The organism is Pseudomonas sp. PB120 (genome assembly GCF_009761815.1).
GTDB lineage: Bacteria > Pseudomonadota > Gammaproteobacteria > Pseudomonadales > Pseudomonadaceae > Aquipseudomonas.
Window position 1 is genome coordinate 63,542 of sequence record NZ_RWIN01000078.1, and the last position, 13,408, is coordinate 76,949.

8 protein-coding genes and 1 pseudogene are annotated in these 13,408 nt (G+C 60.5%); 4 read left to right on the top strand and 5 right to left on the bottom strand.

All coding sequences use genetic code 11. The features are described from left to right. The first annotated feature begins 4 nt into the window (after positions 1 to 4). Together hrpA and EJA72_RS15120 are read left to right on the top strand one after the other, a co-directional pair. Positions 5 to 3,916, top strand: a complete 3,912-nt coding sequence (gene hrpA, locus EJA72_RS15115) for an ATP-dependent RNA helicase HrpA (protein WP_157712230.1) — start codon at positions 5 to 7, stop codon at positions 3,914 to 3,916. A gap of 349 nt (positions 3,917 to 4,265) precedes the next feature. After that, positions 4,266 to 5,387 carry a beta-ketoacyl-ACP synthase III gene (locus tag EJA72_RS15120; RefSeq protein ID WP_157712231.1) on the top strand — a complete coding sequence of 374 codons (1,122 nt, stop codon included), beginning with the start codon at positions 4,266 to 4,268 and terminating at the stop codon, positions 5,385 to 5,387. A 233-nt stretch (positions 5,388 to 5,620) separates the two neighbouring features. On the opposite strand, the gene EJA72_RS15125 is transcribed toward EJA72_RS15120, so the two are convergent. Next, positions 5,621 to 6,952, bottom strand: a complete 1,332-nt coding sequence (locus EJA72_RS15125; RefSeq protein ID WP_157712232.1) for a putative porin — start codon at positions 6,950 to 6,952, stop codon at positions 5,621 to 5,623. Between the two features lie 283 nt (positions 6,953 to 7,235). Between EJA72_RS15125 and EJA72_RS15130 the strand changes: the two genes are divergently transcribed. Next, positions 7,236 to 8,360 (top strand): GNAT family N-acetyltransferase, encoded by a 1,125-nt coding sequence (locus tag EJA72_RS15130; protein WP_157712233.1) that lies wholly within the window; start codon positions 7,236 to 7,238, stop codon positions 8,358 to 8,360. Positions 8,361 to 8,755: 395 nt separating this feature from the next. On the opposite strand, the gene EJA72_RS15135 is transcribed toward EJA72_RS15130, so the two are convergent. The 4 genes and pseudogenes from EJA72_RS15135 to EJA72_RS15150 form a co-directional block, all read right to left on the bottom strand. Then, the gene (locus EJA72_RS15135) at positions 8,756 to 10,588 is read right to left on the bottom strand and encodes an ABC transporter ATP-binding protein (protein ID WP_157712234.1); all 1,833 of its coding nucleotides are present in this window, start codon (positions 10,586 to 10,588) and stop codon (positions 8,756 to 8,758) included. Positions 10,589 to 10,670: 82 nt separating this feature from the next. Next, the gene (locus tag EJA72_RS15140; RefSeq protein WP_157712235.1) at positions 10,671 to 11,228 is read right to left on the bottom strand and encodes a peptidylprolyl isomerase; all 558 of its coding nucleotides are present in this window, start codon (positions 11,226 to 11,228) and stop codon (positions 10,671 to 10,673) included. 3 nt (positions 11,229 to 11,231) lie between these two features. Then, positions 11,232 to 12,037 (bottom strand): annotated as a pseudogene (locus tag EJA72_RS15145) (alpha/beta fold hydrolase). Positions 12,038 to 12,051: 14 nt separating this feature from the next. After that, a complete protein-coding gene (locus EJA72_RS15150) occupies positions 12,052 to 12,975 on the bottom strand; it encodes a LysR family transcriptional regulator (protein WP_157712237.1) in 924 nt (307 codons plus the stop codon). A 49-nt stretch (positions 12,976 to 13,024) separates the two neighbouring features. Between EJA72_RS15150 and EJA72_RS15155 the strand changes: the two genes are divergently transcribed. Further along, positions 13,025 to 13,339, top strand: coding sequence for a 3-phosphoglycerate kinase (locus EJA72_RS15155; RefSeq protein ID WP_157712238.1), 315 nt, complete (start codon positions 13,025 to 13,027; stop codon positions 13,337 to 13,339). Positions 13,340 to 13,408: the final 69 nt, after the last annotated feature.

The window sequence follows — 13,408 nt, forward strand, 5'->3', positions numbered from 1 at the left end:
CCCGATGACCGACGAATCGCCCTCCATCGACAAACTCCTGAAAAACCTCGATCACGCCATGCTCGCCGACCGGCACCGGCTGCGGCGGCAGTTGCTTGAGCTGCGCAAGAAACCTGACGAAGCCAAGCTGGCCCAGTGGGTGACGCGCATGCAGGCATCCTGCGACCAGGTGGTGGCGCGGCGGGCCAGCCTGCCGGTGATCCGTTACGACGACAGTTTGCCGATCGCCGCCAAGCGCGACGAAATCAAGGAGGCGCTGCTCAAGCACCAGGTGCTGATCATCGCTGGCGAAACCGGTTCGGGTAAAACCACTCAGCTGCCGAAAATCTGCCTGGAAATCGGTCGCGGCCAGCATGGCCTGATTGGCCACACCCAACCGCGTCGAATCGCTGCGCGCAGCGTGGCCAGCCGGGTGGCCGAGGAACTGGCGACGCCGCTGGGTGCGCTGGTCGGCTATCAGGTGCGATTCGAGGATCAAAGCGATTCCAACACCCTGATCAAACTGATGACCGACGGCATCCTGCTGGCGGAAACCCAGAATGACCGCTACCTCGAGCGCTACGACACGATCATTGTCGACGAAGCCCACGAGCGCAGCCTGAACATCGACTTCCTGCTTGGCTACCTGAAAACCCTGCTGCCCCGTCGCCCGGACCTGAAAGTCATCATCACCTCGGCGACCATCGATCTTGAACGCTTTTCCAAGCATTTCGATGACGCGCCGATTGTCGAAGTCTCCGGCCGCACCTTCCCGGTGGAGACCTGGTATCGCCCGCTGACCCTGGAGCAGGACGAAGAGGGCAACCGCGTCGAGGACGACTTGACCGTGGATCAGGCGATCCTCGCGACCCTCGATGAAATTGCCGCGTTCGAACGCAGCGAGCGCAAGAGCCCTGGCGATGTGCTGGTGTTCCTGCCCGGCGAGCGCGAGATCCGCGATGCCGCCGACATGCTGCGCAAGGCCCAGCTCAAGCACACCGAAATCCTGCCGCTGTACGCCCGCTTGTCGCCGGCCGAGCAGCAGCGGATTTTCCAGTCGCACCCGGGCCGTCGCGTGGTACTGGCGACCAACGTCGCCGAAACCTCGCTGACCGTGCCGGGCATTCGCTACGTGATCGACAGCGGCACCGCGCGCATCAGCCGTTACAGCTACCGCGCCAAGGTCCAGCGCCTGCCCATCGAAGCCATTTCCCAGGCCAGTGCCAACCAGCGTAAGGGTCGTTGCGGACGGGTCGAGCCGGGTATCTGCATTCGTCTGTACGCCGAAGAGGATTTCATCGGGCGCCCGGAATTTACCGACCCGGAAATCCTGCGGACCAACCTCGCGGCGGTGATCCTGCAGATGCTGCATCTGCGCCTGGGTGAAATCACCGATTTCCCGTTCATCGAGCCACCGGATGGCAAGGCCATCAGCGATGGTTTCAACCTGCTGCAAGAACTGTCGGCGGTGGACCGTAACAGCCAGCTGACACCGCTCGGCCGCCAATTGGCGCGGTTGCCGGTGGACCCGCGCATGGGCCGCATGCTGCTGGAAGCGGCGAAACTCGGCAGCTTGCAGGAAGTGTTGATCGTCGCCAGTGCCATGTCGATCCAGGACCCGCGCGAGCGTCCACCGGAGCGTCAGCAAGCAGCAGATCAAGCGCACGCTCAATGGAAAGACGTGGACTCGGACTTCGCCGGGCTGGTCAATCTGTGGCGGGGTTTCGAAGAGCAGCGCCAGGCCCTGACCGCCAGTCCGTTGCGTAACTGGTGCCGCAAGAATTTCCTGAATTACCTGCGTCTGCGCGAGTGGCGCGATTCGCACCGTCAGCTGAGCCTGATCTGCCGCGACATGCAGTTGAGCCTCAACAAAGAGCCGGCGGATTACCCGAAACTGCACAAAGCCGTGCTGTCGGGCCTGCTCAGCCAGATCGGGCAGAAAACCGATGAAGGTGATTACCTCGGCGCCCGCCAGCGGCGCTTCTGGATTCACCCCTCATCCGGGCTGGGCAAAAAACGCCCGCAATGGCTGATGACCGCCGAACTGGTGGAAACCACCAAGCTCTACGCGCGCATGGTCGCCAAGATCGACGCCGACTGGATCGAGCCGCTGGCCGGTCACCTGATCAAGAAAAACCACTTCGAACCCCATTGGGAGAAGAAGCGTGGCCAGGTCGTGGCGTTCGAACAGATCACCTTGTTCGGGTTGATCGTGGTCGGTCGCCGGCCGGTGCATTACGGGCCAATTGACCCGGTGGTGTCCCGTGAGTTTTTCATCCGCGAAGGCCTGGTGCGTGGCGAAATTCAGTCCAAGGCCAAGTGCCTGACCGCCAACCAGCAACTGCTGGAACAGCTCGACGAACTGGAGGCCAAGGCCCGTCGTCGCGACATCCTGGCCGACGAGGAAACCCTGTTCGCCTTCTACGATGCGCGTCTGCCGGCGGAGATTCACCAGACCGCGACCTTCGACAGCTGGTATCGGATCAACAGCCAGAAAGACCCGCAGTTGTTGATCATGCGCGAAGAAGACGTGCTGGCCCGCGAGGCGAGCGAAGTCACCGCGCTGCATTACCCCGACACCCTGCACATCGGCGATCTGGAACTGGCCCTGAGTTATCACTTCGAGCCGAACCATCCGCGCGACGGCGTCACCCTGCGCGTACCGGCGCCGTTGTTGCCGATGCTGCCGCCGGAGCGCCTGGAATGGCTGGTGCCGGGTGTGATCGAGGCCAAGTGCATTGCGCTGGTGCGCAACCTGCCCAAAGCGCTGCGCAAGAATTTCGTGCCGGTGCCGGACTTCGTCAAAGCGGCGTTGCAGCGCATGACCTTCGCCGAGGGCTCGTTACCTCAGGCGTTGGGCCGCGAATTGCTGCGCATGACCGGTGCGCGGGTCAGCGATGAAGCCTGGGCCGAGGCGGCGCAGCAGGTCGACAATCACCTGCGGATGAACCTGGAAATCGTCGATGGCCAAGGTAAATTCCTGGGCGAAGGGCGAGACCTGGCAGAGTTGACTGCGCGTTTTGCCGAAGCGAGCCAGGCGGCATTGGCCGTGCCGCAAACGGCGAAGAGTCAGCAGCCAGTCGAGGCGAAAGTCTTCGCTGCGGTGGCCGAGAAGACGCAACAAAAGATCGCCGGGCTGTCGATGACGGTCTATCCGGCGTTGGTGGAAGAGGGCGGTACGGTCAAGGAAGGGCGGTTTTCCACGCCGGCCGAAGCCGAGTTCCAGCATCGCCGGGCCTTGCAGCGTTTGCTGATGCAGCAACTGGCGGAACCGGCGAAGTTCTTGCGCGGCAAATTGCCAGGGCTGACCGAGCTGGGCTTGATGTACCGCGACATGGGGCGCATCGACAGTCTGGTGGAAGACATTCTGCTGGCCAGCCTCGACAGCTGCATTCTCGATGGCGAAGACCCGTTGCCGCGTGATGGCGCAGGGTTGGCGGCGCTGGCCGAGCGCAAGCGTGGCGGCTGGACCGAGCACGCCGAGCGTCTGGCGAAGTTGACCCTGGAGATTCTGAAACTCTGGCACGGCTTGCAAAAACGCTTCAAGGGCAAGATCGACCTCGCGCAAGCGGTGGCCCTGAACGACATCAAGCAGCAGCTCAGTCACCTGGTGTACCCGGGCTTCGTCCGTGAAACGCCGATGCAGTGGCTCAAGGAATTGCCGCGTTATCTGAAAGCCATCGAGCAGCGTTTCGAGAAGTTGGGCGCCCAGGTGCAGAAGGATCGGGTCTGGAGCGGTGAATTGTCCGGTCTGTGGGCGCAATACCAGGCCCGCGCCAGCAAACACGCCCAGGAAGGCAAGCGCGATCCGCAGCTTGAGCTGTATCGCTGGTGGCTGGAGGAATACCGGGTTTCGTTGTTCGCCCAGCAATTGGGGACCAAGGTGCCGATCTCGGACAAGCGTCTGAGCAAGCAATGGAGCCAGGTCGAGCCCTAAATTCCTGTGGGAGCGGCTTTTGTGGCGAGCGAGCTTGCTCGCGCGGGGCTGCGCAGCGGCCCCAACATCTTGTGAGCGCTGCGCACTCAAGCGGGAGCAAGCTCCCTCTCCACAAAAAAGCCAGCTCCCACGCTGGCTCGGCGTTTGATCTCGCAAATAGGGCCAAAACCCAACGTTTATGGCAAACTTCGCGCCTATAAACGCCCGCCCCGCGGTTTTGAGCCTTAACTGGCTTAAGCGGTCCGGAATAAAGCGATGCCAGGTCCGCGTCCCGTGAAGGGAGCCGACCCTTTGTGTGTTGGTACGTCGGTGCCAATACTTTCTGCCTGACCAGATTAGAGAAACGACCATGCATAACGTCGTCATCAGCGGCACCGGCCTGTACACCCCGGCCAACAGCATCTCCAACGAAGAGCTGGTGCAGTCTTTCAATGCTTACGTCGCGCAGTTCAACGCCGACAACGCCGACGCCATCGCCCGTGGTGAAGTCGAAGCCTTGACCGAGTCCAGCGCAGCATTCATCGAAAAGGCCTCTGGCATCAAAAGCCGCTTTGTCATGGACAAGGAAGGCATCCTCGACCCGCAACGCATGGCGCCACGCCTGCCGGAGCGTTCCAACGACGAATGGTCGGTGCTCTGCCAAATGGCCATCGGTGCGGCCGAACAAGCCTTGCAGCGCGCAGGCAAGACCGCAGCGGACATCGACGGCGTGATCGTCGCGTGCTCCAACCTGCAACGGGCTTATCCGGCCATCGCCATTGAAGTCCAGGAAGCACTGGGCATCCAGGGTTTCGGTTTCGACATGAACGTGGCCTGTTCCTCGGCAACGTTCGGCATCCAGGCCGCCGCCAACAGCGTGCAACTGGGCCAGGCCCGGGCGATCCTGATGGTCAACCCGGAAGTCTGCACCGGTCACCTGAATTTCCGCGACCGCGACAGCCACTTCATCTTCGGCGATGCGGCCACTGCCGTGATCATTGAGCGCGCCGACCTGGCGACGTCCAAGTATCAATTCGACGTGGTCAGCACCAAACTGCTGACCAAGTTCTCCAACAACATCCGCAACAACTTCGGCTTCCTCAACCGCGCGGCGGAAGAGGGTATCGGTGCCAAGGACAAACTGTTCGTGCAGGAAGGCCGCAAGGTGTTCCGCGATGTCTGCCCGATGGTCGCCGAGCTGATCGCTACGCACCTGAGCGAGAACCAGCTCAACGTCAGTGACGTGAAGCGCTTCTGGCTGCACCAGGCCAACCTCAGCATGAACCACTTGATCGTGAAGAAGTTGCTGGGCCGCGAAGCGACTGAAGAAGAGGCGCCGGTGATTCTCGACACGTACGCCAACACCAGCTCTGCCGGTTCGGTGATTGCGTTCCACAAGAATCAGGATGATCTGGTCGCCGGCTCGCTGGCAGTGCTCAGCTCGTTTGGCGCGGGTTATTCGATTGGCAGTGTGATTCTGCGCAAGCGTTGATCTTTGCCCAAAAACGGTAGGAGCGAGCTTGCTCGCGATGGTCTTGATTACGCCGCGGGGATTCAGATATCCCGCGTTATCGTTGACGACCATCGCGAGCAAGCTCGCTCCTACAGAGAGGCAGAAACAAAAAAACTCGCGCTGTGGTATCGGACGGATGATGGGGACCGATACCACAGCGCGAGTTTATGAAAGCGACTCAGGCGTCCTTGCCCGAGTCGTATTGCGTCAAATCAGAACTTGGCTTCGGCATCCAGTTGCAGGGTGTTGATGTCGGAGTCAGTCTTGCGGATGCTGGCGTTGGTCTGGTCAGAGTTAGCCATGAAGTACGTGGCGCCCAGGGTGAAGTTCTTGTCCAGCTCGTAGCTCACTTTCAGCTTGCTGCCGCGCGAACCGGTGAAGCCGTTGGCGAAGTCGGAGTCGGTGAAGGCACCGACTACAGCGTTACGCTGTACGTCGCGGTAGTTGTAGTCGATACCGAAGCCATAGACCTTGGTCTTCACACCGGTCAACCAGCCAGTGTCCTGGTCGTTGCTGGCGTCGGTGTTGTTCACGTATTGACCGTAGAGCGACAACGGTACTGGCAGGTTGGCGATGTCCAGCTGACCAAAGCCTTCGTACAGTTTGAAGGTTTCGTTCGGGCTGTTGCCGTTGACGGCCAGGGCGCATGGCGCGGTAACGGTGCCGGTGGTCGGGCAGGCACTGTTCTTGTCGTTGTCGTAGGAGTAGATACTGCCACCTACGGTCAGTTTCAGGCTGTCGGTCAGCGCGAAGCGACCGCCCAACTGGCCAGCGTACAGACGCAGGTCGTGTTTGAACTGCACGCCTTCGCCGTCGACGTTGTCCTTGAGGGTGTAGTGACCAGCGCTACCGAACAGTTCGGCGCTGCCGTTCAGAGGGTACTTGTAGGTAACGGCCAGACCTTCCGGGTTGATGTCGCTATCCCAGATGATGTCACCCATGCTCACCCACGGCTGGTTCATCTTGCCGCCAATGATGTGCAGGTTCTTGATCGCGTCCGGGTGGTAGTCGACGTAACCCTGGTCCAGCCAGATCGACTTCTTGTCGAAGTAGTTGTTCAGGTCCTGGTTGGTGGAGCGAGCGTCGTCGTTGCTGCCAGTGGCGATACGGATACCGGTGTCGACTTGCGGGTTGATTTCGCTGTAGGCACCCAGGCGGGCACGAATGCGCTGACGATCCTGGTCTTTGCTGTTTGGCACGCCATCGTTGTGCACGGTTTCTTCACGGAAACGTACGTCACCCTTGAACTGGGTCTTGGCAGCCCACGCCAGTTTCTGGTCGAAAGCGCTGAGCGTGTCGGTTTTCTTCGAAGTGGCCGCGATTTGCTCGTTGGTCTCTTGCTGAGCCTGACGTGCGATTTGCTGGTCTTTCTGATCCCTTGCCAGCTCGGCTTGCAGTTCGCTGTATTGCGCGTTGGTAATCGAGCCGTTTGCCTTGAGCATGTCGAGCAGTTTGGCGTCGACTGCGGCGCTGGCCGGAACACTCATGGCCAGCAGCAAACCGCCACACAGGGCCGCCGCAGTTTTCGTGGAAGCAAGACGCATATCAATCTCCGAAGATGAAAGAGGATGACTGAGCCATCCAGGGCACAACCGACCGTTGTCGGACGGAAAACAGTGATCGGGTAAGAACCCGACGCTCTAAAAACTGGCGCCAGTATCGCGATGGTTTATGACAAAGCAGTGGCAAAGTGATGGCGTCTAGATGACGATACAAAGTACGAATGAACTTTCTATTCCGGGCTTTGTCGGCGAATCACGGGTGTGGATTGCGTCCCGATAAGCGATACTCGCGGGGCTTTCACGCATAGAAGTGGAGAGGAAGTTGATGCCGTTGCAACGTCTGGAAAGTCTGTCCGACATCGCGCCACAGGCGTGGGACGCTCTCGTGCCCGAGAGCCAGCCGTTTCTGCGCCATGCCTTTCTGGGTGCATTGGAGGACAGCGGTAGCCTGGCCCCGCATTCCGGTTGGCAGCCCGAGCACTTGCTGCATATGGATGAGGGGCGATTGCTTGCTGCGCTGCCCAGTTACCGCAAATGGCATTCCTACGGCGAGTACGTGTTCGATCACGCGTGGGCCGATGCCTGCGAGCGTGCCGGCATCGACTATTACCCCAAACTCTTGACCGCCGTGCCGTTCAGCCCGGTCAGCGGACCGCGGTTGCTGGCGGCCAGTGTCGAGGACGGTTTCGAGCTGTTGAAGAGCCTGCCGGGCTACCTTGAAATCGAAGCGCTCTCCAGCGCCCACATTAATTTCACCGATGCCTTCACCGATGCCGCGTTGTCCGAGCAGCCTGGCTGGTTGCAGCGTATCGGCTGTCAGTATCACTGGCAGAATCGCGGTTACCGGGATTTTCAGGATTTCCTCGACGCTCTCAGTTCGCGCAAGCGCAAGCAGATGCGCAAGGAGCGCGAGCAGGTGGCGGGGCAGGGTTTTGATTTCGAGTGGCTTGAGGGGCGGCAACTGACCCAGGCGCAGTGGGATTTCGTCTATGCCTGTTACGCCAATACCTACGCGGTGCGTCGGCAGACGCCGTACCTGACGCGGGCGTTTTTCAGTCTGTTGGCAGAGCGCATGCCGGAATCGATTCGTGTGGTGTTGGCCAAGCAGGGCTCACGGCCGGTGGCGATGGCGTTCAGCCTGGTGGGGGGCGACAGCTTTTATGGTCGTTACTGGGGATGTCTGGCGGAGTTTGATCGCCTGCATTTCGAGACGTGTTTCTATCAGGGTATGGATTATGCGATTGCCAATGGGTTTCAGCGTTTTGATGCGGGGGCGCAGGGGGAGCATAAGTTGATTCGGGGGTTTGAGCCGGTGATGACTCATTCCTGGCATTACTTGCGCCATCCGGGTTTGAAAGCGGCCGTTAAGGATTTTCTGCAGCAGGAGCGGGTTGGGGTGTTGGCGTATGCCGAGGAGGCGAGGGCTGCTTTGCCTTATCGGCAGGGGTGATCTGCGTTATATCCGTTTCTTTGGTAATGGCGACTACTGGTTTCGCCCTTACGGCGAGTCACTTTGGAAAAGAGCCTGCGCGGCCCGGCCCAAAAGTAACCAAAGGGCTCTTGCCCCACCACTTGGTGCCTCGTTAGGACTCGGCATGCCCTCACTCCGGCCAGCGTGGTTTAACGGGGCGCCTCGATCAAAAACAAAGCGAGGCGGCCTGACAGCCGAACTGATTCTTCTGGCGTACACATTCCCCTGTGGGAGCCAGCCTGCTGGCGATGGACGTCAACGATAACGCGCCCTGCCTGGTTGATCGCGTTGTCTGTGCATCCATCGCCAGCAGGCTGGCTCCCACATTTTGAAGCGGGCACATAAGAAACGGATATCCCCCCAATCAAAAGCCCTCAATCAATCCCGACAAACCCTCCAGTCTGGTGCTGCCACAACCGCGCATACAACCCACCATGGGCCAACAACTCGGCATGAGTGCCGGTCTCGGCGATCCGGCCGTTTTCCAGCACCACCAACCGGTCCATCCGTGCAATGGTTGAAAGCCGGTGGGCGATGGCGATCACGGTTTTGCCCTGCATCAGGGTTTCCAGGCTTTCCTGGATCGCCGCCTCGACTTCTGAATCCAGCGCCGAGGTGGCCTCGTCCATGATCAGGATCGGTGCGTCTTTGAGGAGCACCCGGGCAATGGCGATCCGCTGCCGCTGACCACCCGAGAGTTTCACCCCGCGTTCACCGACATGCGCATCAAAACCGATGCGCCCTTCGGCGTCCGACAGCAACGGGATGAACTCGTCGGCGCGGGCCTTGTGCACCGCTTCCCAGAGTTCTGCGTCGGTGGCGTCCGGTTTGCCGTACAGCAAATTGTCACGGATCGAACGGTGCAGTAGCGAGGTGTCCTGGGTGATCATGCCGATGCGTTCGCGCAGGCTTTCCTGGCCGACGTCGGCGATGTTCTGGCCGTCGATGAGGATTCGCCCGCCCTCCACGTCATACAGGCGCAGCAGCAGGTTGACCAGGGTCGACTTGCCGGCACCCGAGGGACCGATCAGGCCGATTTTTTCGCCGGGTTTGATGTCCAGGTTCAGATCACCAATGATCCCGCTCTTCTTGCCGTAGTGAAAATCCACGTGCTCGAAACGCACTTCGCCACGGGCGACGGCCAAGGGTTTGGCCTGGTCGCGGTCGGTGACGCTGACCGGTTGCGAAATGGTCTGCAAACCGTCCTGGACCATCCCAATGTTTTCGAAGATGCCGGTCACCACCCACATGATCCAGCCGGACATGTTGACGATGCGGATCACCAGGCCGGTGGCCAGCGCAATCGCACCGACCGAGATCAGCGACTGCGTCCACAACCACAGCGCGAGGCCCGTGGTGGTGACGATCAGCAAGCCGTTCATGCTGGTGATCACCACGTCCATGCTGGTGACGACCCGGCCCGCCAGTTGGGCTTTCACGGTCTGTTCTTCGATGGCTTCCTTGGCGTATTGCTGCTCGAAATTGGTGTGGGCGAACAGCTTCAGCGTGGTGATGTTGGTGTAGCCATCGACGATCCGCCCCATCAGTTTGGAGCGGGCGTCCGAGGACACGACCGAGCGTTCCTTGACCCGTGGCACGAAGTACCAGAGCGCGCCAATGTAGGCGGCAATCCAGCTCAGCAGCGGGATCATCAGGCGCCAGTCGGCTTCGGCGAACAGCACCAGGGAGCTGATCGCGTAGATCAGCACGTGCCAGAGCGCGTCCACCGCTTGCACGGCGGAGTCGCGCAGCGAGTTGCCGGTCTGCATGATGCGTTGGGCAATGCGCCCGGCGAAGTCGTTCTGGAAGAAATTCAGGCTCTGCTTGAGCACGTAACTGTGGTTTTGCCAGCGGATCATGCTGGTCATGCTGGGGCTCAGGGTCTGGTGCACCAGCAGGTCATGCAGGCCAACGAACACCGGGCGCAGAACCAGCGCCACCACGGCCATCCAGGCCAGTTCGAGGCCATGTTCCTTGAAGAAGTTGACGTCGGGAGTGCCCTGGGCCAGGTCGATGATGCGGCTCAGGTAACTGAACAGCGCCACTTCGATCAGCGCGCCAAACAGGCCGACGATCAGCAGGGCGGCGAAACTTGGCCAGACCTGCTTCAAGTAATAGGTATAGAAGGGGAGAACCCGATCCGGCGGAGCCGCCGTCGGTGCATCGCGGAAAATGTCGATCAGTCTTTCAAAACGGCGATAAAGCATCAGTTCTCCGCCCGCGCGCGGGCTCTCCTTTGAACAGTATGAGCGGCGCACTCCGGCAGCCGCTCAGGACTTCCTGTGTAGCTTAGTCGATGCGCTTGGCCGACTTGATGAACACAGGGTCGGCCGGTACATCTTTCATGCCGCCGCGCACGGTGGTTTGCGAGTTGACGATGATGTCCACCACGTCCATGCCTTTCACCACTTTGCCGAACACGGCATAGCCGTCGCCGCTGTCGAGGAAATCGTTGTCCTTGACGTTGACGAAGAACTGGCTGGTGGCCGAATCAGGATCGGAGGTCCGGGCCATGGAGAGCGTGCCGCGCACGTTATGCAGGCCGTTCTTGTGCTCGTTCTTGATCGGCGCGTCGGTCGGCTTTTGCTGCATCGATTGAGTGAAACCGCCACCCTGGATCATGAAACCTGGAATCACGCGGTGGAAGATGGTGTTGTTGTAGAAGCCGCTGTCCACGTACTTGAGGAAGTTCGCGGTGCTGTTCGGCGCCTTGATCGGGTCCAGCTCGATTTCGATCTGGCCGTTGGTGGTGTCCAGCAATACGTGCGGCGCCTTGGCGGGCGTTGCGGCCATCAGGTTGGCGGCAAACAGAACGGAGCCAGCGACGAGGGCGATTTTTTTCAACATGGGTCAGTGATCCTGAGTGTGGTGGTGTCGACTGCGGTGAGAAAATCGAGCAGGGTTTGGTTGAAGCGTTCGGGTTGATCCAGCGGGGTGGCGTGGCGCGAATCGGCGATCACCACCAGCCGCGCATCGGGCAGCAGTTTTACATAAGCCTCTTTCAGCGCGACCGGCGTGTAGTCGCGGTCGGCGCTGACGATGAGGGTTGGACAGGTCACTTTCGAAAGTCGTTCCTGAACACCCCAACCCACGATCGCATCGAAGCTGGCGAGATAAGCATGTTTGTCATTTTTTGCCCAGCGCTCGACCATTTTTTGTCGCAGATCCGCCTGTTCAGGTTTGGGGAACAGCTTGGCGCCAAGCGCCTTGCCGACGGTGCGCAGACTGAGGGCGCGCATCAGGCTCCAGCGTTTGAACCACTGCCAGTAGTCGTCACGGCTGCGTAATTTGACCTCGGGGGCGCTGTTGACGATGCACAGGCTTTTGAGCAAACGCGGCTGATCCACCGCCAGCTGGAAGCCGATCATGCCGCCCATGGACAAGCCCACATAATGCACCGGGCCGAGATTCAAGTGTTCGATCAGCGCGATCAGGTCGGCGCTGAACCCGGCGATGCTGTAGCGCTCACGGGGCTTGTCGGAGCGCCCGTGGCCACGCACGTCCGGGACGATCACGCGGTAACGGGCGGCCAGTGCCGGGATCTGCATTTCCCAGTCCAGGGTGCTGGAGCCCAGACCGTGGACCAGCAGCAGCGGCGTGCCGCGACCGTATTCCTCGTAGTGCAGGTTGCATCCTTCGTGTTCGAAAAAGGCCATGCGTTCACTCCATGTCAGGCTTGTTCAGGGGCGGCGAAGGGCGCATCCAGCGGTGCGGTGTCGAACGTGCGCAGCAGTTCGATGAGGATTTGCGTCGCCGGCCCCAGCGGTTTGTCCTTGTTCGAATACAGATAAAAGCTCGGGTTGCGACTGCCGCCCTGATCCAACGGTAGCAGCTTGAGCGTTCCTTCCCTCAGTTCCCGTTCGATCATGTGCCGAGGCAACCAGGCAAACCCCAGGCCGCTGCTGACAAAGGTGGCGGCGGTGGCGAGGCTGCCGACGGTCCAGCGCTGTTCGGCGCCGAGCCAGCCAACGTCCCGTGGCTGCTGGCGGCCGGAGTCGCGGATCACCACTTGCATCTGGCTTTCCAGGTCCTGGAAGCTCAGCTCGCGGTTCAGCAGGTGCAGGGAGTGCTCCGGATGGGCCACGGCGACGAATTCGACATCGCTCAGTTCCGCGCCCAGATAGCCGGGAATGCTGAAACCGGTGATGGCCAGGTCCGCCACGCCTTCGAGCAACACTTCTTCGACGCCCGACAACACTTCCTCACGCAGCCGCACCCGGCAGCCACGGCTTTGTGGCATGAACGCGGTCAACGCGCGGACGAGGCGGGCGCTCGGGTACGCAGCATCGACCACCAGCCGCACTTCCGCTTCCCAGCCCTGTTCCATGTGGTGCGCCAGGTCTTCCAGCTGACTGGCCTGTTTCACCAGTTGCCGGGAGCGACGGAGCAGCACGCCGCCGGCTTCGGTCAGCACCGCCTTGCGGCCGTCGATGCGCAACAACGGCACGCCCAACTGGTCCTGCATGCGCGCCACGGTGTAGCTCACCGACGATTGCGAGCGGTGCAGCGCCTCGGCGGCCTGGGCGAAACCACCGTGGTCGACCACGGCCTGCAGCGTTCGCCATTGATCAAGGGTCACGCGGGGCGCTTTCATGAATAGCTCCTCTTGTCCTAAGCTGGCAGTCCTTATTGGAGACTGCTGAATGAAAAAATTGTGTTGTGTACTGCTGGCGATGTTGCCGTTGACGGCGTTTGCGTATCCGGTCGACGTTCAAAAGCAGCTGAACGGCTTGAGCATCGACTACAACGCGTTCGACACGGACAAAGACATTGCCTCGATCCAGGTCAACAACTACGGCACCACCGATGCGGTCTGTAAAGTGGTGTTCAACAACGGTCCTGAAGCGCCGCGTACCCGCAAGATCGAAGTGCTCGCCGGCAAACACACCAACGCAACAGCCAAATTCACCCGCTCCATCATCAAGATGCGCATCGACCTGACCTGCACCCCGAAATGACGCTGAAATGACTTTGAACCCCTGTAGGAGCGAGCCTGCTCGCGATGGCGGATTATCAGTAAACATCTC